Genomic DNA, 21274 nt, shown 5'->3' on the forward strand with positions numbered 1-21274 from the left:
GGCTTGCAGCCACTTCGACAGCAGGCACACCTGATCGGCAGGCCGCCGCTAAACCTACTTTTTCAACAGAATCGGCCGATTGCAGCCGGTCGTGAAGCGCAGAAAACGGGTACTAGCGGTCGCTCATGTCACCCTCACACAGCAGCATGTGACAAGGCCTGTCGACTGTGCATGGGCCTATTGGCTTCAGAGAGTAGAGCGTTGCCGTGGTTAGCCAAGGTACCTTGCGAACCTTTATGGGATTGACCTGTACAGCGCCGGAGCGGAGATTAGGCTCTACCGAACCAATGGTAGTGCGAGAGGGAAGATGCGCCGATTTGAAGCCAAGGATCTAATAGCGCTCGCGACCGCGCCAATGAATCCAGATGATCATTGGTACGTGGATGCTGAACAAGCCTCGCAGTACCTGGTCACGAATGCGCATGCTGATGAGACCGTCATCTATGCATCCGCTCCCGCGGTACTGATCGTCGGAGCTCTAGTACCAACCGTTAACGTCACACCGGTTGACGGAGACGCGCTTCAGAATACGTCGCTTTGCACTGATGCAGCTTGGAAGATTCAAAAGTCTTGGAGCGCAGCTGAAGGTTACCGCGTATACCTAGAGCCACCATTTCCGAATGACCGGGTATCAGCCCTCTCTGGCGGCGAGACGCTCGTCACAAGGCGATATTTTTCGGGAGTGCACAAAGGCCCGGCTCCAATTGAAGTCAGCCAGAAACTCGTCCACTGCCTAGACATTCACTATATCCCCGAGCGGAATGCCTACTGTCGCCTAGACGGCAATGGGGATATCGAGGATGTGATACGGATTATGACGCTTCCAATTGATGAGCAGTTGGAAGGTAGAGAAGTCGTAACGATTCTTCGCAAAGATCTGGACATCTACATGGCAGTCGCGGATCTAGCGCTGGTTATCAAGTTTGACTTCACGCGGACCGTTCGCGGTAGCTTCAGCGGCTGGAATGACCTAAGCCGCTACCATCGCGATGGGGAGGATCTTTTTTACCATGGCGGTTCAGCCGCTCGTGCCAGCTTTATGCACGGCGCTATGGTTGTGCGCTCACAAACAACCCTGGCTGAACAGGAAGAGGCGTGGTGCAGGGATTTTGAAGGTGACCCTGACCGGGAATATGCAGTTTTCAAAATTTACGACCGCAAAAATGATCGCAATGTCGAGACGTCCGCTAGCCCGCTTCATATCGTCAGCTACTTCGAGCAAAGCGACCTGCCGTGGCAGATATCTCCCGCATTCTTTAGGCCCGAGGTTCTCCAGCGCTTCAAGGCGGACCCAGAAAAATACACGCTCGAAGACCGAAGCATCTCCTGCCGCGGAGCTTGGCACATCAAGTCGTACGACATAAATGAGGCAGGTCAAGTCCACGTTTACATCGGCGACCTCGCCAAGCTTCCTATTGCAGAGCAAAACTACTGGAAGGCATTCAACGAATGGCCGAAGTCATCCATCTCGGCACGAGCCCATCGGACGGATATAGAGGGGCAGTGGTGCACGACCTACGACCCCTTAACTTCTTTAAGAAATAAGGTGAGAGCGCTGGATAAGGCTAGCCCGGAATGGTGGAACCGGAGAGGCGATGCACTGATGGATAGCGTACTGGCCCCGGCTACCGACTCCCCGAAAGAATGGGGAGATGAAATCTTGGCGCTCGACCAATTGCTGGTGGAGGGCTTTCTAGATAAACCTCTGCGAAAGATCGCCCAAGAAAAAGGGCGAGAAGTAGAGTCTGTGTGGCGCTCGCTGAAGCTTCTTCATGAAATTCTGCTTGGAAGCACTCTGAGTGAGGAGGCTGCCAAACAACTTCTGGCTCCTATGAAAAAGCTCCATGAGCTTCGCAATGAGATCCGCGGGCACGCGACCCATGAGAAAAAAGAGGTCGCAATTCGCGAGGCCCGTGCTACCCACGGTAATTTTCGAGCTCATTTTTTCCATATTGCAGAAGGCTGCGACCAGGCTCTCATTGGCGTGCTAAAAGCACTCGAGTTCGAAACGGAAGATTAGAAAACTCGGCTGATTGGTCTGTACGCTCCTCTCGGCGCGTAGGGCGCTAAGAGCTGTTGGTTCCCGGCTCTTCGCATGACGGCGCTCGCAAGGGGCGCCTTCTCGAATATAGTCGCGCTTGGCAAACGATTTCCTGCTTTCAACACCGGTTGAGTGCGAGTTTTCAGCTCATTATTAGCGAAACAGGCGCTTCCAGTCCCTAGTGACAAGCTCTTGACATGCTTGAGGTGCTCCGCCGAAGCAGCGCAAGGAAACCTCCTTCATTCGCTCTTCAGATTCATAGGTGATCGGCCCGCCATCTTGATCAATGAGCACGCCGCCTGCGCCGATCAGTAGTGCGTGACCTCCTACCACATCATGAGCTGACACAGGTACAAGAGACGTACCCACGACAGCATCACCAGCTGCGGCACGAGCGAGGCGATAGGCGATGCTGGGCATTGAAATGAACTCTGCCGGGGCACAAAGCTCTGCGTTGAGCTCAGGTTTGCTTGTTGCGGCAGTGCTTACCAGTACCACGCTGTTGGACGTCAACCTCAGTTGATCAAGCAGAGCATGTACTGTTTGCCTATTGCGAATGATTGCTGGCAGTCCTTCTGCCCAGGAGATGCAATCCTCACCACCATCCGGTGCGATGGGGGCGTAGACCACCCCTAGAACAGGGATTGCATTGTGAAGTAGGCCGACAGAGATGGCTGACCCTGCACGGTGTTGTAGGAAGTCCGCTGTTCCATCGTTCGGATCGACTACCCAACAGTACTCGTGACCTGTCATGTGCGTCCCAGTTTCCTCACCCCAGAAATCACAATGCAGGAGCTCGAGCAGATCTAGACGTAGCTGAGCCTCAATCTCGGAGTCGATAGCTGCTTTGTCCCCGTGGCCTCGGGGGCCGCCGATACGGTGCCACTCTGAAGACAGCAGTTTTCCGGCGGAAAGAACCCTCTCAACGACAGGGCCGAGCAAGTCCACGACGTTCATATGGACCTCCTGCATTAATCGGTTAGCCCTTAAAGATTAATCGCTTCTGCCCGAAATGCTTCTTGGCAGAAGGGGTAGATCGAGAGCGGCGACTGTGGCGGATGGAGCCTGGGAGGATGAGATGAGGCTTCTAGCGCGAAAGCTCAGCCAGCACAGAGACCGGCCTAGGCACAGATTCTTGGGTAGCCAGGGGCTCAACTACGGATGGTCAAATATTTTTGTCAATCTATGTTGTTCCAGGATTGGGGCTTCGTTCGATGTGGCAGTGGCCTTGTGTCAGACTATGTTGTCGAGGCTGGCACCTAAGGCCTCGGTTTTCCTCAGTGTTTTCAAGGGTGCTTGTGTCAATCTATGTTGTTGCCAACCAGTTGTCTTCGCGCGTACCGGAGCTCAATGCCAGGGCCGGCTCCACCTGCTGTGGTGCAGCGGTGCGCGGCAGGAACACCTTGACCGTCGTACCGATGCCCTCGCGGCTTTCGATACATGCACCGCCACCGGATTGTTTGGCGAAGCCAAAGACCTGCGCCAGGCCCAATCCCGAGCCCTTGCCGACTTCCTTGGTGGTGAAGAAGGGTTCGAATGCCTTGCTCAGCACTTCCTCGCTCATGCCGGTTCCGGTATCGGTTACCGAAAGCACCACGTACTCGCCTGGGCTGGGATCTTCGGCGCGCAGTGCCGGTTCGCTGATCACCACGTTGCGCGTGCCCAGCGTCAGGCGTCCGCTGTCACCCATGGCGTCACGGGCATTGATTGCCAGGTTGAGAATGATCATCTCGATCTGGGTTGGGTCCACCAGCGCGTGCCAGATATTGGCCTGGGTATCGGTCTCGATGCTGACGCTACCGCCTAGGGTGCTTTTCAGCAGGCTGAGCAGGCTGACCAGGGTGTCGTTGAGGTCGATCGCTGCTGGCGTCAGCTGCTGGCGACGGGCGAAGGCGAGCAACTGGCTGGTCAGCGTCGCGCCGCGCTCGCCGGATTCGCGGATGTACTGCAAGCGCCGCAAGCTGCGCTCTGCTGGGGCGCCCTGCTCAAGGTCGCTCTGTAGAAAGCTGGCACTGGTCAGAATGACCGTCAGCAGGTTGTTGAAGTCATGGGCGACGCCAGCGGTCAGTTGGCCAACGGCTTCGAGGCGCTGCATCTGCTGCAGCGTAGCCTCGACACGTTCGCGTTCCTGGATCTGCGCGCGCAGCTCGCGGTTGGCTTCGGCCAGTTTGTCGACGGCGGCGATCTCGCTGGTGATGTCCCGCGCCGCGGAGTAGATACGTCCGTCATCGGCGACCACCGACCAGGATAGCCAGCGGTAACTGCCGTCGCGATGACGCATGCGATTGACGAAGCGGTTGGTGACCTTGCCTTGGCCGACGCGGGCATTTTCTTCAAGCGTCGCCTGCAAATCGTCGGGATGCACCAACCAGGTAAGCGGGTGCTGCATGAGCTGTTCCAGCGGCCAGTCGAAAGCATGCTCCCAGATCGGGTTGAGCGCGACCGGCATCATGTCCAGATGAGTGACCGCGAGCAGGTCGCGGGACAACTCCCAGGTGCGGTCACGTTCGCGGGTGCGCTCCTGTACCCGCTCGCCCAGGGTTTCGTTCATCTGCTTGAGGGTCTGGGTCGCCAGCTGCTGCTCGGTGATGTCCATCACCACGCCAACGAAGCGCAGGCACTGGTCGCCTTCGAAGAACGCCTGGCCGCGGGTTTCCATCCAGCGCAGGCTGCCGTCATCGAAAAGCACGCGATAGGTTGTGCAGAACTCGCCGCCGTCTTCGCCGCCGATGGCTCGGGCGATTTCCTCGCGTATCCGCTCGCTGTCTTCCGGGTGGCAGAGCCGTTCGAACAGCGGCATGTCCACCGGGTCCTGTTCCCCGACGCCGAGCATGGCGCGGCAGCGCTGGTCCCAGATCAGCGTGCCGTTCTGCGGCTCGTAATCCCACATACCCAGTCGCGCCGCGTCGATAGCCAGGCGTGCGCGCACTTCGACTTCGCGCAAAGCCTGCTCGGCCTGCAGGCGGCGCCGCCGTTCGTTGACTTCGGCCAGTGCCCGTTCCACCGCCTTGGGTAGAAAACCGAGGTTCTGTTTGAGCACGTAGTCGACGGCGCCGGAGCGCATCATGTTGACCGCGTGCTCCTCGCCGAATACACCGGAAAGGAAGATAAAGGGGGTCTGTGGCGCCAGTCGCAACGCTTCCTGCAACGCCTGGCTACCGGAGAAGCCAGGCAGGATGAAATCCGCCAGAATCAGGTCGAAGGCGCGTCGCTGCAACGCTTCCACGACGCCGGCATGGCTGTAGACCAGTTCGGTGTTCAGGGTGTAGCCACTGCGTTCCAGCGCCAACTGGGCAAGTTCGGCGTCGTGCGGGCTGTCCTCGATGAACAGGACGCTGATGTTCTTTGACGCTGGCATATCAATCCTGTCGAGGAAGCAGGAATCATCGAAACGGCCCGCCAGGCGCGGGCCGGCAGTGCTCGTTCAGTTCTTTTCGTCTTTGTTGCGCGCGCGCTTGAGTCGCAGCGAACCGGGTGGCGGCTCATTGAGCACGGCCCAGAAGATGCCGAGGTCGGAGATTGCGGCGACAAAATCTTTGAATTCGACCGGTTTTACGACGTAAGCGTTCACCCCGAGCTCGTAGGCTTTCATCAGGTCGGGTTCCTCCCGCGAGGAGGTCAGCATGACCACCGGGATGCTGCGCAGCTCGGCGGTCTCGCGCACCGTCTTGAGCACTTCCAGGCCGTCGACTTTGGGCAGTTTGAGGTCCAGCAACAGCACCGCCGGGTTGCCATCGGCGCGCTCGGCATAGGCGCCCGTACGCAGCAGATAGTTCAACGCCTCGGCGCCGTCACGCATGATCACCACTTCATTGGCCAGCTGGCTGCGTTCCAGCGCGATCAGCGTGAGTTCCAGGTCGTGGGGATTGTCTTCGACCAGCAGTATCGGTTTCAGCATCAGTTGTCTCGGTCCAGGAGGGACGATGTATAGGTCAATTTTGGGAGTGAAAAGTAGAATGTGGCGCCCTTGTCCAGCTGGCCTTCGGCCCAGACCTGACCATCGTGGCGCTCGATGATGCGCCGCACGCTCGCCAGGCCGATCCCGGTGCCTTCGAATTCCTCCATGCGATGCAAACGCTGGAACACGCCGAACAGCTTGTTCGAGTACCGCATGTCGAAGCCGACGCCATTGTCACGCACGTAGACCACCACCTCGCCGGCGCGCTGCTCGGCGCCCACTTCGATAACGGCCACCTCGCGGGTGCGGCTGTACTTGACCGCGTTGTCGATCAGGTTGCGCAGCACCATGTGAATGAAGGCGGCATCGGCGACGACGATCGGCATCGGCAGCAAGTGCCATTCGATCTGCCGGCCTTGGCAGTCAGGTGCCAGCTCCTCGCGGATCGAGGCAACCAGCGCACCGAGGTCGACATCCGACAGGCGCAATGCCGAGCGGCCCATCTGCGAGAAGCTCAGCAGGTTATCCACGAGGGTGCCGGCGAAGCGTGCGGCGTCGGCGATGTTGTCGAGAAAGCGCATTCCGCGTTCGCTCAGCTGGCTGCTTTCCATCTCGCTGAGCAGTTCGGTGTATCCGGCGATATGTCGCAACGGTGCACGCAGGTCGTGGGACACGCTATAGGAGAAGGCCTCCAGCTCTTTGTTGCTGGCGCGCAGCTCGCCTGCCAGCTGGGCCATTTCTTCAGCTTTGCGCAGGACGATGCCAAGCACCGCGTTGCGCAGTTCCAGCGCGCCTTCGATCACCACGGTGTCCCAGGGCTGGGCGAAGCCGCGCAGAGTTTCCTGCCATTGTTCAAAGCTGTGGCGCGGGCTGAGCGCACCACTTTCACTGTCTATGCGCTTTTCCGGCTGGCCGGCCCAGTTGACGGTCTTGATCTGCTCGTGGCGGAACCAGATCAGGTAGTGCGCATGCAGGCGAGATATGGAGATGGCCATGACCCCGGCGCAGTGCTCGGCAAGCTCCGGCATGTCCGGGATATCTCGGCTGATGCAGTCGCTATGGAACACCAGCTCGTCGCGCCGCTCGCCCAGCCACTGAGCCAGCTGCAGGATCTGTTCATGGTCGGGGGTATCTCCGACGGTCTCGCACTTGTCCGCAGAAATGATCGCCGCGCCATCGGCACCGGCGAAGCCGAGGACGACTTCGGGAAGGTGGCGAAAGCCCTCGACCACGCTGTCGCGATCGGCCATGGCCGAAAGCAGATGCACGATCTGATGGCGCAGCTCTAGCTTTCGCTGCGCGAGGGTCTCGCTTTCCCGTGCCTCGATCTGCAGCGAGAGGATGCGGCCGAGCAGCTCGCAGGCGGTCCGGGTCTGGTAGCTGACCGGATGCGGTTCGGCGTTATGACAGGAGATCAGCCCCCAGAGCCGGTCACGTATGACGATGGAAATCGACATCGACGCCAGCGTGCCCATGTTGCGCATGTACTGCAGGTGCACTGGAGACACGCTGCGCAACGCGGCGAAGCTCAGATCCAGGGGTGCACCGGAACTCGGATTGAGCACCGGCAGCAATGGGGACGGCTGGTAGTTGGCGTCCTGGATCACCCGGATCAGATTCTCGCGGTACAGACGCCGTGCCTGTTGCGGGATGTCGGCTGCCGGAAAGCACAGACCCAGATAGCTCGGATAGCCGGGGTCCGCCACTTCGGCCAATACCACGCCGTTATCTTCAGTATCGAAGCGGTAGGCTTTGACCCGGCCAAACCCGGTGATGCGTTTGACTTCCCGAACTGCCAGCTGACAGAGCGCCTCGAGCTCGCGGGTTTCCTGAAGCTGTGCGACGAAGGTACGCATCAGTGGGTACAACGTGTCGTAGGCCTGCCCCGAGTTCGCTGCGCGCTCGAATTCGAGGATCAGCTGACCGCGATGGCGATGCCCCAGCAATGCGAAGGTGTGCTCAGGTGCGCCCTGCAGTTGAATGCTCACATCGCTCAAGTGAAAGGGGTTCTGGTCACCTTCAGTCAGGGACGCCAGGCCTGCTTCGATACGCGTTGTGGGCAGCAGGGTAGACAGGGGGCGATCGAGCAGCGACTGTGCTTCGATTCCGAGCCAGTGCCGGACATTTTCGCTGGCCTGCTGCACGCGCAGCTCCGGCTCGCTGACCACCAGCAGGAAACCGTGGGGCTGGATGCTACCGGGGATATGGATTGGCTCGTCGGCGCATCGGTCGATGGCCTGGAGCAATTCCTGGGCTTCGGTAGTGGTCATTGTGTGTCCTTGTTCAGGTCCGAGCGGACCGGAGGTGACTGGCAGGCACCAATGCGGGTTGCTACCAAATGTCTGCGATTGCGCAGGTTTTGTCGGGCGTGCGCCGTGGATGTCTTAACCGACTGTTTCGCTTGGCCATGCACTTTAACGCGACAGAACTGGCTCGCCAATCCAGCGGGCTGTATAAACGGGGCCTTGCCTGGGGGCATACGACAGGAGGTGAGTGTGGAAGAAGTCATTGAACAGCTGCGTGAACTCAACGAGCCGGTGCCGGTGCCGCTGGAGCTGCCGGGCGACGATCTGCTGGTGGAGATCGAAGAGCAGCTGTTGATCAATCTGCCGTTCGGCTTGCGTGAGTTCTTGCTTGAGGTCAGCGACGTGGTTTATGGGCGTCTGGAGCCTGTCACCGCCACCGATCCGCAGTCGCACACCTACCTGCCGGAAGTTGCCGCCAATGCCTGGGATGCCGGCGTGCCGCGCGATCTGATCCCGATCTGCCAGGACGGCCGCAATTACTACGTCGTCGATCTGGACGGGGAGGTCACGCTGTGGGACGGCGACGAGTGCGAACTGACTGAGGAGACCTGGGAGTCGGTCTGGCACTGGGCCCGCGACGTCTGGCTGGAGAGCTGAAGCGGATGTACGACGGTATTGAAATGGCCGCGCCGCGACGGCCTTCTACGCTGTGCGCCCGCGCGCGACGCTCCGTTATTCCATGCTGACTCTGGGCAATCTCTTCCTGTTCATGCTGCTGGCTGCCGCGGGCGCTTGGCTCTGGCATTCCCATGGCATTCGCGAGCGCGCCTTGTTGGCGGTGCGGCGACACTGCAAGAAGCTGGATGTCGAACTCCTCGATGGCAACGTCGCCTTTCGAAAATTGACGCTGCAACCCGACGCCCGTGGCCGCCGCAGACTGGCGCGCCTGTATGGCTTCGAATTCACCGTTACCGGTGAGCAGCGTCACCCCGGCACCATCGTCATGTACGGCGCTCAGGTCGGCCGTATCGAGCTCGCGGCGCATCCCTTCGAGCCTGCCGACGAGCCGGGGGGCCAGGTGATCCAGCTGGACGACTGGCGTCGGCCGCGCGACTGAGGGTCAATCTTCGATAAGACAGCCCTGCATGTCCTGATCCAGCTCGGTCTGCGGCTGAGCGGTGCTGAAGATCAGCTCCAGCCGTGAATCGCGTCGCCACTCGCTGGGCTTGAAGGCGATCGGCTCACCATCCAGCGCATTGGCCGACTGCCAGCCCGCACCGCCATTGACGACCAGTTTGGCGCGGCGCCACGGCCATTGAGCCAAGCGTTGCTCTAGTTTTTCGAGATCGAAGCGCTGGCTCGGGTGCCAGCGCCAGCCGATGCTCCAGTTCTCCGATGTCGCCTGCACCTGGCAGATTGGCTTGCGCGGGTCGAGCCATACCTGCGGCAGGCTGGCCGGCCCCGAGGGCAGGGCGGTCGCACGCGGTTGCTCGCTGGCCCGTGAGTCGACGCCGGGCAGGCGGTCGAGGGGCAACTGCCCTTGGGTTGTCCAAAACAGCGGCTGGCGCGGTAGCTGCGTGGCAACATCAGCTCGGGCGCAATCATCGAGTGTTTCGCTCTTGTTCATCAGCAATAGTCCGGCCGCTGCCAGCGCCTGTCGCTGGCTATCGGGTAGTGGCTGGCTGCGGCTCAGCGCTTCGGCATCCAGCACCAGCACGATAGGCTGGACAGCCAGCACCGTCTGCCACGGCGGTTGGCGGAGCTGGCGCAGCAATTCGGCTGGGTGGCCTAGGCCGGACGGCTCGATCAGCAACCGATCCGGCTTTGCCTGCCGCAGCAGTCGCGCCAGGCCAATCTGAAATGGCACCCCGTTGACGCAGCACAGGCAGCCGCCTGGAATCTCCGCCAGGCTGATACCGTCTGCTTCGGTCGTCAGCAGCGCGGCGTCCAGGCCGATCTGGCCGAACTCGTTGATCAGCACGGCCCAGCGCTCACTGGCGGGCTTCTGATCGAGCAGATGGCGAATCAGGCTGGTTTTGCCGGCGCCGAGCGGGCCGCCGATGACATGGGTTGGGATATGTTCGAGCATGGCGGCTATGGTGCGCATTTTGCGATGCGGCTGGAAGGGGCGAACCCTACCCCGTGCTAAAGTCGCCGCGATTCGAAGAGGGGTGAAATCGTGCGGTTACCGTTCTTGCTGTCTGTTCTGTGGGGCGCGTCTGTTGCCAACGACGCCCTGGCCGAGGCGTGTGTCATTCACAGTCATGATGATCGAGTGGAGGTCACGCTCTGCCAGGCGAATATCAACATCCCGGCTGAGCTGTTTCGCAGTGGCTTCTGTAAGCCACAGCTGAAGGATCATGAGGTCGAAGTAAAGTTCGTCGAGCAATGTCCGGACGGCGCTTTCGGTATTTGCCGTAATGCTCACGTATCCAACATGCCTTACCGCCAAGACATTCACTACTACGGCATCGCCAGCGACGCGCGCTTTCTCCAGCCCGCCTGCGAGCAAAACAGCCAAGGCGTCTGGGAGGGGGAGTAGCGCAGCCCAGCAGGCATAGTGGTTTCACGTGGAACTTCGAATTCGCCGACCTGCCTTTAGCCCGCTGGCTTTAGTGTCCCGCAGTCCTCGCCAACCCATTTTGCATGCGACTCGATCCGCGACGTCCCGGTCTCGGCCCCCTGGCGGTATTCGCTCTCGACGGTGCTGATAAATTCCTTCTCGCTGAGAAAGCGCGTTTCGCCCTGGCCTTTGGCATCGGGGCATTCGAAGCGAAATTTCCACAGCTTGTCGTTGCGCTCAGTAATTTCCTGGGTGCAGGTCGGATCGTCCTGAAACGGTAGCTCGCCTGCTTCGACCTGGGCTTTGCTCAAGCAAATCTGCACGCCTCTGCCACCAAGCTTTACGCCCTGGGCAGCCAACATTTCCTCCATCATCCGCCGTTGTTCAGTCGGCAGGTTCTGCATCTGCGCCAGCATCTCGTCCATGCCCGGCATCTTCTGCCCATCGACCTGGATATCGCCGCTACTGAACTCCCAAAGGCCGGGCAGGATCTGTTGCGCATGGGCCGGCAAAAGCGACAACGAAAGGAAGGCGAAAACGGCCAGCGGCGGCAGCAGGTTAGTCATGGTCGGGGCTCCTGGATCGAGTGTTCCTTTAGCCTAGCTGAGAACAACGGGATGCGAATCGCCGCGCTGTTTCACTGAGCACAACGATTGCCCATGGATTTATGTTGTTGAGAAGCGTTAGCATTAACGCCGGCAGCGCTCATGGGAGTCCGCATGGCAACTGAAGGTTTGGTTCGACAGCAGATGCTGCATCGGCTCTATGCCGACCACCACGGCTGGCTAAACGGTTGGCTGCGGTGCCAGCTGGGTTGCAATCAGCGGGCTGCCGACCTCGCGCAGGATACTTTTGTGCGGGTGATGACCAAGGATGCGGACATGGGTGCGATCCGCGAGCCCAGAGCGTATTTGCACACCATCGCCAAGGGCCTGTTGATCAACCACTGGCGCCGCCGACAGATCGAGCAGGCCTATCTCGACGCACTCGCCCTGCAACCCGAACCCGTTGCGCCGTCTCCGGAATCGCAGGCGTTGATCGTCGAAACCTTGTTGCAGGTCGATGCGATGCTGGCGCAGCTGCCGGCGAAGGCGCGCAGCGCTTTTCTCATGTCGCAGTTGCAGGGCATGACCTATTCGGCCATCGCCGTCGAACTCGGGGTGTCCGAGCGGATGGTGAAGAAGTACATGGCCCAGGCGATGTTGCATTGCCTGTTGCTGGTGGCGGAGGACTGATGGGCATCGATTACCGCGTGCTGCAGGAAGCGGCGAAATGGTTTGCCGTTTTGCAGTCCGGCTCGGCCAGCCCCGGCGAGCGTCAGGCCTGGAACGCATGGCTGGAACAGCCGGAACATGCCCAGGCGTGGGCCAAGGTCGAGCGCATCAGTGGCCAGTTCCAGCCGCTGGTGACCGACGCGGCAGGGCGTACCGCCGGAGCAATGCTGCACAGCCGTCAGCCGAATCGACGCCAGGCGCTAAAGGTGCTGTCCGTGCTCTGTGGTGGCGCTGTGCTTAGTCTGGCGGGCGGCTCGTTGCCGTGGCGGCAGTGGGCAGCTGATGAGCGGACGGCCGTTGGTGAGGTTCGCGATCTGCGTTTGGCCGATGGCTCACAGCTGTGGCTCAACACGGATACAGCAGTTGATATCGCCTTCGATGCGAGCGCGCGATCGCTGGCGCTCTACCGCGGTGAGCTACTGATCGATGCCCCGGCCAGCCGACGTGCGCGACCGCTGCTGCTGACCAGTCGCGAAGGGCGCGTTCGCAGCGAACAGGCAGCGCGATTCTCACTGCGCCAGGAAGATGGCAGGACGCGTCTGAGCGTATTCACGGGTGTGGTGGATATCCAGCTCGACGGCTTTGCCACCACCAGTGTGAGCGCAGGGCAGCAGACCGAATTTGGCCGTCGCCATGTCGCACCACTGTCGGCTGCACGCACTGAGCATCAGGCCTGGGCGACAGGCGTGTTGCTGGCTGACAACCAGCGCCTGGAAGACTTCCTTACCGAGCTGTCGCGCTATCGGCACGGCTACCTCGGCTGCGATCCGCGTATCGCCGATCTGCGCGTCGTAGGCGCTTTTCCCCTTGCGGATACCGAGCGCGTACTCGACGCATTGGCCGCCACGTTGCCGGTGCGCATCGAGCGCCGCATGGCCTGGTGGGTCAGTCTTGAGCCCGCAACAGAGCGCGTAGATACATGACTAAATGCGGACGCGAATAAAAAATATTCGCATCCGCAGTTCCCTTTTCTTGATCTGGTTGGGCATAGGGCTAAATCCGTCACTCGAACAGGAACACCCATGCGCTCGACCGCCTTGCCGTTCATTCCCAACCGCTCTCGTGCCCTGGCGCTCGGCATTCGTGCCGCCTTGCTGTGCCTGCCGCTGGCCAGCGTCGTGCCCGGCGTTGCCTTGGCCCAATCTGCGACCCAGCAGGCAGTGCGCAGCTACGACATTCCCGCCGGCTCGTTATCGAGTGCATTGAGCCGCTTTGCCGGTGAGGCAGGCGTGCTGCTGTCGGTGGATGGCAGCCTGCTGCAGGGCCTGCAATCGAACGGGTTGCAGGGGCAGTATGGCGTCGACGAAGGCTTCTCGACCTTGCTGCAGGGTAGTGGTCTGCAGGCCGTGCGTGACAGCCAGGGCAACTACTCGCTGGCGCGTCCCACCGCCCAGAACGATGCCGTCGAGCTGCAGCCGATGACCGTGGAAGGCTTTGCCCTGGGCAACGCACTGGGTTCGATGGAAGGCTACAACGCGACCCACAGCAGTGTGGCTACCAAGACCAGTATGCCGTTGGTGGAGACCTCGCAGACCGTCTCGGTGGTGACTCGCCAGCAGATCGAGGATCAGGGTTCGCGCTCGATCGCCCAGGCGGTGCGCTACACGCCGGGACTGATGAGCACGCCGTACGGTGCGACGACGCGCTACGACTATGTCGCCATGCGCGGCATCACAGACGGGTCGGTGGATAATCTATATCTCGATGGTCAGAAGCTGCTGGGCGACAGCGGCACTTACAGCAGTCTGCAAGTTGATCCGTATTTCATCGAGCGTATCGATATTCTCAAAGGCCCGTCCTCCGTGCTCTACGGTCGTAGCCTGCCTGGCGGGCTGGTTGCGATGACCAGCAAAAAACCGCAAAAGCAAGCCAGCCGCCAGCTGCAGTTCTCCTACGGCAGCAATGATTACAAGCAGGCAGCGTTCGACTTCACCGGGCCTCTGGATGACGAGCGCATAAGTTATCGGTTGGTCGGTGTGGCCAAGGATGCCGATACCCAAGTCGATGGTATCGAGGAGCAGCGCTATGCAGTGATGCCTTCGGTAAGCATCGACTTCACCGAGGACACTCGGTTGACACTGCTGGCGATGCTGCAGCGTGACCCGGAAAGCGGATACCACGGCGGCTTGCCAGCAGACGGCACGGTGACCTCACGTAATGGCCAGCGCATATCGCGCAGCTTCTTCGAGGGTGACGAGGACTACGAGAAATTCGAGCGTGACCAGCAGATGGTCGGCTATCAGCTGGAGCACCGCTTCAACGATGTCGTTTCTGCTCGGCAGAACTTCCAGTACCTCGACTCCACCGTGGAGTCGGGACAGGTTTACCAGTACGGCTATGTGGCGCCGGGCTCCGATGAACTGGTGCGCTATTACACCGGCGCGGACGAGGCACTGCACGCCTGGACCATCGACAACCAGCTGCAGTTTCTTTTCGATACCGGTGCGCTCAGCCATACGCTGGTGACCGGGCTCGATTACCAACGGCGTAAGGCGAGGGTCAATTACGACGCGGGCGCTGGTCTGCCGTCGATCAATCCCTACACCGGTGCCGTTAGCGCTGGGAATCCGGTGTTCTATTACCAGTACGACGAAACCCGTGAGCTGGAGCAGACAGGCCTCTATGTGCAAGACCTGATCAGCCTCGGCAACTGGCGCTTCTCGTTGGGTGTTCGCCAGGATTGGGTGGACGTCTCGTTCGACCATACCAACGATGCGAGCTACGGCGATCAATCCGATAGCGCCAAGCTCGAGCAATTCACTGGTCGCGTTGGTGTGCTCTATGCCTTTGATAACGGACTGTCGCCCTACGCCAGTTATTCCGAGTCGTTCAACCCCAACGCTACCGCGGCCTACAACGAAGTATCCCCAGGGGTCTACGACATTGCGCTGTTGGATGCCACTGAAGGCGAGCAGTACGAAGTGGGCCTTAAGTATCAGCCGCTGGGTACCGACGATCTCTACACCATCTCCTACTTCGACTTGAAGCAATCCAACCTGGCAAACAAGGATTCCAACGAGAACTTCTACCGCGCGGTTGGCGAGCTCACCTCCAAGGGCGTGGAAGTCGAAGCACGCCTGCGGCCGTTGGAGCAGGTCAACGTCATCGCCAGCTACACCTACATGGACGTCGAATACTCCAAGGATTTCACCGGCGCCGCTGGCGTAAACAACCGCGGCAATACACCCAATGCGGTGGCGCGCAACATGGCTTCGCTGTGGACTGACTACACCTTCGACCAAGGGTTGTTGGCTGGGCTGCAGGTTGGCGGCGGTGCGCGTTACTTCGGCAAAAGCTGGGCTGACGCGGAGAACACCCTGCGCATCCCGTCCTACACACTGTACGACGCCATGCTCGGTTACGACCTGTCGCGCGTAGGCCTGCAAGGGGTTGGGGTGCGCTTGAACCTCAACAACCTTACGGACGAGAAGTACGTTGCGGCGTGCAACAGTCTGAGCCAGTGCTATTACGGTGAAGCGCGCAATGTCATGGCTACCGTGACCTACGACTTCTGATCGTTGCTGAGCTGCCGCCGGCCCCACAGGGTCGGCGGCTTTGTGCTTTCTGAAATACGGACGACCGACGATGCGTTCCATTCTTGTGCTTGTGCACCGCTATATCGGCCTGGCCACCGCGGTATTCCTGTTCCTCGCCGGCATCACCGGCAGCATCCTGGCCTTCCACCACGAGCTGGACGAATGGCTCAACCCAGAGTTCTACCACACCACCAGCGAGGGCCCGGTGCTGGCGCCTGGGACGTTGGTCGATCGTCTTGAACAAGCCAACCCGCGCATGCAGGTCTGGTACATGGAGTTCCCTAGCGAGCCGGGCCATGCCGCGCTGATGGCGCTGGTGCCCCGCAACGATCCGGCCACCGGCAAACCCTATGACGAGCGGCCCGTGGTCCAGTACATCGATGCGGTGACCGCCGAGCCGGTTGGCACGCGTTACTGGGGCGAGTGCTGCTTCTCGCGCAAGAACTTCGTGCCGTTCATTCTCGAGTTTCACTACAACCTCTCGCTACCAGGCAACTGGGGCCTGTGGCTGATGGGCATCGTGGCGATTGCCTGGGTGATCGACTGCTTCGTCTCGCTGGTGCTGACCTTCCCCCGCGGGCGGCCGTTCTTTTCCAAGTGGTGGACGGCCTGGAAGATCAAGCGCCAACGAATGAACCACGATGTGCATCGGGCCGGGGGCCTGTGGCTGTGGCTACTGCTCACGCCGGTGGCGGTCAGCAGCGTGGCGATGAATCTGCCGGAGCAGGTGTTCAAGCCTGTGGTTTCACTGTTCTCAGCGGTTGAGCCAAGCGTCTATGAAGCCCGCGGGCGGATGCCGGCAGAGGAGCTGGGGACCACCGCCTATGACTTCCACCAGGCCTATGACTACGCCATGCAGCACGCCGCCGATCTGGGCCTGACCGAAGCGATCACCGAGCTGTACTACAGCTTCGAATACAACTTCTACGGCGCCGGCTTCGGCGAGCACGACAGCAACCAGGGCAACGCCTGGCTCTTCTTTCACGGTACTGATGGGCGTCTGCTGGGGCAGGAGATTCCCGGTCAGGGCACGCTGGGACAGCAGTTCCACCTGCTGCAACCGGCGATCCATGGCGGCCGCATCCTCGGCTTGCCGGGTCGTATTCTGATCGCCGTGCTGGGCGTGGCGATTGCTGTGCTGTCGGTGACCGGCGTAGTGATCTGGTGGCGCAAGCTGTCGGCGCGGCGCCAGACAGCTGCCAGGCGCGGTGCGGTGGCGGAAGTGGGCTGAGGTTTGCGGTGGTACTAGCAGGCCTGCATTCGCCGCGAGGGCGCGCCTCCCACTCGTTAGGTGCGGGCCCTCTGGGTGTGGTGATTGCGATGCTGAGGGTCTCCACTCGGCTCAGTGTGCACGATTCGTTGTTCGTGGGAGGCCCGCCCCCCGGGGCGAAGCTGTTGCTGCTGGTGCCTATCGGTTGCCGCGGAACTGCATCCGGCGTCGATGGAGAGCCGTACCGCTGAAGGCACCTAGGGTGCCCGATTGATCACCTCTGGCAACTGTTCGGCCAGCTTCTGCACCCGCAACGGCGAGCGGATAAAGCCGCGCTGGCGGCCGTCCGGGCCGATCAGGACCAGGTTGCCGCTGTGGTCGACGGTGTAGTTTTCCTTGCTGGTATCCCCCGGAATGAATGGAATGCCGACGCCGTTGGCCAGGGTCTGGATATCGTCCAGCGGGCCGGTCAGGCCCTGGAAGCCGTCGTTGAAATAGCCGAGGTATTCCTTGAGCTGGGCCGGTGTGTCGCGATCCGGGTCGACGCTGACGAGGATGATGCGCAGCTGGTCGCGCACGGCGTCCGGCAGCATGCCATTGAGCTGGCGCAGCTCGGCCAGGGTGGTGGGGCAGATGTCCGGGCAGAAGGTGTAGCCGAAGAACAGCAGCGTCCACTGCCCGTCCAGTTCGTTCAGTTTTACCGCTTCGCCGTCCTGATCCGTCAGGCTCAGCGCCGGTACCGTGCGGCTCTGCGGCAGCAGGACGATGCCGGCATCCAGCAGCTGCGTGGGGTCGAGCTGACGCTGGCTGTTGAGCACCTTTGAAACCGTCAGCCCGACGACCAGCGCGATCAGCGCAACGAGGATGAAGACGGTTTTCTGGATGCGGGTCATGGATGTCCTTAGTGCAGCTGCTTAGAAATCGAGCAGCAGATAATGATCAACCAGCAGCGCGATGAACAGCGCGAACAGGTACCAGATGCTGAATTTGAACGTCTTGATTGCCGCATGTGGCCGGCTGTCGCGGTACAGCGCGATAGCCCAGTAGAGGAAGCGCGCACCCAGCAACGCCGCGGCGGCGAGGTACAGCGGCCCGCTCATGTGAATGGCGAACGGCATGAAGCTGACCGCCAGCAGCATTACCGTGTACAGCAGGATGTGCACCTTGGTGTAGTGCACGCCATGGGTCACCGGCAGCATCGGCACGTTGACCTTGGCGTACTCGTCCTTGCGATGGATGGCCAGCGCCCAGAAGTGCGGCGGCGTCCAGGCGAAGATGATGAGCACCAGCAGCAGCGGTTCTGCGGTCACCTGGCCGGTTACCGCGACCCAGCCGAGCAGCGGCGGTGCGGCGCCGGCCAGGCCGCCGATGACGATGTTCTGCGGCGTGGCGCGTTTGAGAAAGCCGGTGTAGATCACCGCATAGCCGATCAGCGAGGCTAGCGTCAGCCAGGCGGCGAGGGCATTGGTGAAGGTCAGCAGCAGGGCCAGCCCGCTGACGCCGAGAATGAAGGCAAAGGTCAGCGCGGCCGCTGGCGAGACCCGGCCTTCGGCCAGTGGTCGCTTGTGGGTGCGGGCCATCACCGAATCGATCTGCCGGTCCACCACATGGTTCACCGCCGCCGCGCCACCGGCACACAGGGCGATGCCCAGGTTGCCGAACAGCAGCACCGTCCAGGGCACGCCGGCGCGGGTGGCGAGGAACATGCCCACCAGCGAGGTGATGAGCATCAGCAGCACCACCTTCGGCTTGGTCAGCTCCAGGTAGTCGCGCCAGGTAGCCTGGGCGCCGCGTTCGCTGAGTAGAGTCGCCATGGAGGTTCTCCTTATGGTCATGCGCGGGGCAGGTCGAGCCGGCCCGTCTCGTTCGAAATGGATGCGGAGTGCGCAGGGCGGTGGACGTGCGCGGGCACGCGCAGCCGGTAATTGACCAGCACCAGCACCAGCAGCAATGCGGCGCCGCCGCCGTTGTGCGCCACTGCGACCGCTAGCGGCAGATTGAGCAGTACGTTGCTGATGCCGAGGCCGACCTGCAGCGCCAGCGCGGCGAGCAGAAGACAAGCAAGCCGCCCAAGGCCGCGTCGCCAAAGCATCGCGGCGAGCAACAACAGCACCAACGTCACGAACACTGCGCCGATCCGATGGGTGAGGTGAATCGCGGTGCGCGCCTCGCCGTATAGCAGGCCGCCCAGGTAGTTGGGGCCGATGTCGTGGTGGGTCAGGTTGAAGGCGTTGGCGAAGTCCATCTGCGGCCACCATTCGCCGTGGCAGGTGGGGAAATCCGTGCAGGCAACGGCCGCGTAGTTACTGCTGACCCAACCGCCGAGGGCAATTTGGGCTATTACCGTCAACATGGCGAAACCGGCGAATGCACGCAGTCTGCCATCGACAACCGACAGGGGAGCAAAAGCGCCAGACAGCCTCAGGCACATCAGGAACAACAGGCTGAGGGTGGTAAAGCCGCCGAGGAGGTGGGCGGTAACCACCTGCGGCCAGAGCTGCAGGGTCACCGTCCACATGCCGAATATGGCCTGGGCAATCACCACGGCGAGCAGCAGCAGCGGCAATTTCACGGGTTGGCCGGGTTCGGCGCGGCGGCGGACGGCGTGCACCGCCATGGCGAGAATCACCAGTCCCAGCGCGCCGGCAAAGTAGCGATGGATCATCTCGTTCCAGCCCTTGACGACTTCCAGCGGTGCCTCGGGGAAACGCAGCGCGGCAAGGTGCTGCTTGTGCTCGCTCATCGGCACGGCGAGAAAGCCATAGCAGCCAGGCCAGTCCGGGCAGCCGAGGCCCGCGTGGGTCAACCGCGTATAGGCACCGAGCAGCACGACCACCACCGCGAGCAGCGTGGCGATCAGGGCGAGGCGGTATCCGGGTTTGGCCATCGGGTTCTCCTTGGGCGGCCAGGTTGGGACCTCAGCGAAGCGGCAGAGTGCGTCAGCCGATCTGCGAGATCTTCAGCAGGTATTTCAGGTCGTCGAGAATCGCCTTGCCGTCTGCATCGGCGTCATAGCGCAGCACCAGGTTGCCGTGCGGGTCGACGATCCACAGCTGCGGCGTTGCTGGTGCGTCGGGGTTACGTGCATACACGCTGGCGTCGAGTCCATGACGCTGCAGCTGCGGATATTCGCGACTCAGGCGCTGCTCGTAGGCTTCATCCAGGGCCGTTGAGCTGGCCAGGGCGTGGCTGGCCCGGGCTGCCTCGCGGGCCAGGCCGATATTGATCTGGCGGGCCAGGTAGATGAGCTCCTGGCATTGCGCTTCGCAGCCTTGCGGGGCCGTAACCAGCAGCTCCCAGCGCCGTTCGGGATCGGCCGCAGTCACGCCGATGGCCGCGCGGTCCTGGCCGTTGGCGATCAGTACGCCGTCGTAGCTGCGGGTTTGTGGCACCCAGAAACCGAAGCGATACATCGCCGAGGCCAGCAGCATCGGCCCCAAAACCACGCCGATGATCAGCAGCAGTTGCAGCCGGCCGCGGCCACGTTTCGGCTCATGGCCGGCAAGGGTTGGATTCATCGTTTCCACTGTGCTTCTCCCGTGCCTGATGCACGCCGAAGTAGATGAACAGTGCCAGCAGCGCACCGGCCAGCGCGAACCACTGCACCGCATAACCCAGATGCTGCGATGGGCTCATGCTGGTGATCGCCCAGTCGGCGCGGTAGGCGCTTGGGCCAGGCTCGACACGGAGTTCGTGGATCACGCCTTCGCGGCCGGCCTGCTGCCACATCGCCTGGATGTCGACATGATTGATCAGCCGCGGCCAGCCCTCGGCGGTGCGATGGCTGAAGATGAAGGGTTTGCCGGGTGGCACGTAGACCCAGGCTGCGAGCTTCAGTGGCTGCGTCGGCGTATCGAAGGCCGGTGGCACACGGCGATCCGGCCAAGGTATCCAGCCACGGTTGACCATCACCCAGCGGCCGCTGAGTTCATCCTGGAAGGGCTGCAGCAGCTCGATGCCCACCTGGCCGTCGCGGGTGCGACTGTCGAGCAGGAAGCTGTGTTCGGCGTCGAACCGGCCTTGCAGATGCACGCGGGCGAAGGCCGGGTCGGTCAATCGCTCGATCTGATCCGGCGACAGCGGCGCGGCCTGCAGACGTGCCTCCTGACGCTCCAGCAACTCGCGCTTCTGTTCGCCGCGCTCCAATTGCCAGAACCCCAGCCACACCAGCACCGGCAGCATGCTGAGGACCAGCAGGGTAGGCAGCCACCCCGGCCTGAAGCCGTTCATGGCCGGCGCCCAGGTGTCTCGATACGGCTGGCTATACTCCACCCCCAAATACCCCTGTCGTGGAATCGCTCATGCTCAAGGCGGCGATCGTTCTGTTGTTAGTGGCCACGCTGGTCAGTCTGTTCAGTGGGATGTTTTTTCTGGTCAAAGACGAGGGCCGCACCTCCCGTGTCGCCACGGCCCTGTTCATTCGAGTCAGCCTCAGCGCACTGACCGTTGCGCTGATCGGCTGGGGTTTCTATACTGGGCAGCTGCGGCCGTCGTTCGGTTTCTAGC

At 61.5% G+C, this 21274-nt stretch carries 19 protein-coding genes and 1 pseudogene; 9 read left to right on the forward strand and 11 right to left on the reverse strand.

The window, feature by feature from the left end:
• The first annotated feature begins 307 nt into the window (after positions 1-307).
• Positions 308-2020, forward strand: a complete 1713-nt coding sequence (locus AAEZ08_RS21785; protein WP_064481052.1) for a hypothetical protein — start codon at positions 308-310, stop codon at positions 2018-2020.
• A gap of 174 nt (positions 2021-2194) precedes the next feature.
• On the opposite strand, the gene AAEZ08_RS21790 is transcribed toward AAEZ08_RS21785, so the two are convergent.
• The 4 genes and pseudogenes from AAEZ08_RS21790 to AAEZ08_RS21805 form a co-directional block, all read right to left on the reverse strand.
• Positions 2195-2998 (reverse strand): inositol monophosphatase family protein, encoded by an 804-nt coding sequence (locus AAEZ08_RS21790; protein WP_003118436.1) that lies wholly within the window; start codon positions 2996-2998, stop codon positions 2195-2197.
• A gap of 367 nt (positions 2999-3365) precedes the next feature.
• Positions 3366-5399: pseudogene (locus tag AAEZ08_RS21795) on the reverse strand (PAS domain-containing protein); the annotation flags it as partial.
• 66 nt (positions 5400-5465) lie between these two features.
• Positions 5466-5939 (reverse strand): response regulator, encoded by a 474-nt coding sequence (locus AAEZ08_RS21800; RefSeq protein WP_058065460.1) that lies wholly within the window; start codon positions 5937-5939, stop codon positions 5466-5468.
• Positions 5939-8209, reverse strand: a complete 2271-nt coding sequence (locus AAEZ08_RS21805) for an ATP-binding protein (protein WP_500125116.1) — start codon at positions 8207-8209, stop codon at positions 5939-5941. The genes AAEZ08_RS21800 and AAEZ08_RS21805 overlap by 1 nt, the downstream gene beginning before the upstream one ends.
• A 225-nt stretch (positions 8210-8434) precedes the next feature.
• Between AAEZ08_RS21805 and AAEZ08_RS21810 the strand changes: the two genes are divergently transcribed.
• Both AAEZ08_RS21810 and AAEZ08_RS21815 read left to right on the forward strand, forming a co-directional pair.
• The gene (locus AAEZ08_RS21810; RefSeq protein ID WP_003284418.1) at positions 8435-8842 is read left to right on the forward strand and encodes an SMI1/KNR4 family protein; all 408 of its coding nucleotides are present in this window, start codon (positions 8435-8437) and stop codon (positions 8840-8842) included.
• A gap of 82 nt (positions 8843-8924) precedes the next feature.
• A complete protein-coding gene (locus tag AAEZ08_RS21815; protein WP_003284419.1) occupies positions 8925-9302 on the forward strand; it encodes a DUF3301 domain-containing protein in 378 nt (125 codons plus the stop codon).
• 3 nt (positions 9303-9305) lie between these two features.
• Here the strand turns inward: AAEZ08_RS21815 and AAEZ08_RS21820 are convergent, their stop codons facing one another.
• Positions 9306-10274 (reverse strand): CobW family GTP-binding protein, encoded by a 969-nt coding sequence (locus AAEZ08_RS21820; protein WP_473774424.1) that lies wholly within the window; start codon positions 10272-10274, stop codon positions 9306-9308.
• A gap of 90 nt (positions 10275-10364) precedes the next feature.
• Between AAEZ08_RS21820 and AAEZ08_RS21825 the strand changes: the two genes are divergently transcribed.
• Positions 10365-10727 carry a hypothetical protein gene (locus tag AAEZ08_RS21825; protein ID WP_003284421.1) on the forward strand — a complete coding sequence of 121 codons (363 nt, stop codon included), beginning with the start codon at positions 10365-10367 and terminating at the stop codon, positions 10725-10727.
• Between the two features lie 56 nt (positions 10728-10783).
• On the opposite strand, the gene AAEZ08_RS21830 is transcribed toward AAEZ08_RS21825, so the two are convergent.
• Complete coding sequence (locus AAEZ08_RS21830) at positions 10784-11314, reverse strand: DUF3617 domain-containing protein (protein ID WP_500125117.1); 531 nt, start codon at positions 11312-11314, stop codon at positions 10784-10786.
• Between the two features lie 153 nt (positions 11315-11467).
• Here AAEZ08_RS21830 and AAEZ08_RS21835 point away from each other — a divergent pair, with 153 nt between their 5' ends.
• From AAEZ08_RS21835 to AAEZ08_RS21850, 4 genes are all read left to right on the forward strand, one after another.
• A complete protein-coding gene (locus AAEZ08_RS21835; RefSeq protein ID WP_500125118.1) occupies positions 11468-11983 on the forward strand; it encodes a sigma-70 family RNA polymerase sigma factor in 516 nt (171 codons plus the stop codon).
• Positions 11983-12945 carry a FecR domain-containing protein gene (locus tag AAEZ08_RS21840; protein ID WP_058065455.1) on the forward strand — a complete coding sequence of 321 codons (963 nt, stop codon included), beginning with the start codon at positions 11983-11985 and terminating at the stop codon, positions 12943-12945. The genes AAEZ08_RS21835 and AAEZ08_RS21840 overlap by 1 nt, the downstream gene beginning before the upstream one ends.
• A gap of 99 nt (positions 12946-13044) precedes the next feature.
• Positions 13045-15537 (forward strand): TonB-dependent siderophore receptor, encoded by a 2493-nt coding sequence (locus AAEZ08_RS21845; RefSeq protein ID WP_500125119.1) that lies wholly within the window; start codon positions 13045-13047, stop codon positions 15535-15537.
• A 70-nt stretch (positions 15538-15607) separates the two neighbouring features.
• On the forward strand, positions 15608-16789 hold the full coding sequence (locus AAEZ08_RS21850; RefSeq protein ID WP_003284427.1) for a PepSY-associated TM helix domain-containing protein: 1182 nt from the start codon (positions 15608-15610) through the stop codon (positions 16787-16789).
• Between the two features lie 236 nt (positions 16790-17025).
• On the opposite strand, the gene AAEZ08_RS21855 is transcribed toward AAEZ08_RS21850, so the two are convergent.
• Genes AAEZ08_RS21855 through AAEZ08_RS21875 form a run of 5 tightly spaced genes read right to left on the reverse strand, consistent with a single transcriptional unit; the run spans position 17026 to position 20998 of the window.
• Positions 17026-17661, reverse strand: coding sequence for an SCO family protein (locus AAEZ08_RS21855; protein ID WP_500125120.1), 636 nt, complete (start codon positions 17659-17661; stop codon positions 17026-17028).
• 21 nt (positions 17662-17682) lie between these two features.
• A complete protein-coding gene (gene cyoE, locus AAEZ08_RS21860) occupies positions 17683-18582 on the reverse strand; it encodes a heme o synthase (RefSeq protein WP_003284430.1) in 900 nt (299 codons plus the stop codon).
• Positions 18583-18599: 17 nt separating this feature from the next.
• Positions 18600-19655 (reverse strand): COX15/CtaA family protein, encoded by a 1056-nt coding sequence (locus tag AAEZ08_RS21865; protein WP_500125121.1) that lies wholly within the window; start codon positions 19653-19655, stop codon positions 18600-18602.
• 52 nt (positions 19656-19707) lie between these two features.
• Complete coding sequence (locus AAEZ08_RS21870) at positions 19708-20286, reverse strand: PA_0111/PP_0108 family redox-active disulfide protein (RefSeq protein WP_500125122.1); 579 nt, start codon at positions 20284-20286, stop codon at positions 19708-19710.
• The gene (locus tag AAEZ08_RS21875; protein ID WP_045633653.1) at positions 20261-20998 is read right to left on the reverse strand and encodes an SURF1 family protein; all 738 of its coding nucleotides are present in this window, start codon (positions 20996-20998) and stop codon (positions 20261-20263) included. The genes AAEZ08_RS21870 and AAEZ08_RS21875 overlap by 26 nt, the downstream gene beginning before the upstream one ends.
• Positions 20999-21069: 71 nt before the next feature.
• Between AAEZ08_RS21875 and AAEZ08_RS21880 the strand changes: the two genes are divergently transcribed.
• Entirely contained in the window at positions 21070-21273 is a 204-nt protein-coding gene (locus AAEZ08_RS21880; RefSeq protein ID WP_045633654.1) for a twin transmembrane helix small protein, read from the forward strand.
• The last annotated feature ends 1 nt before the right edge of the window (position 21274 follow it).

This window comes from Pseudomonas sp. E45-MNA-CIBAN-0222, from assembly GCF_040310405.1.
In the GTDB taxonomy this organism is placed as follows: domain Bacteria; phylum Pseudomonadota; class Gammaproteobacteria; order Pseudomonadales; family Pseudomonadaceae; genus Stutzerimonas; species Stutzerimonas stutzeri_AC.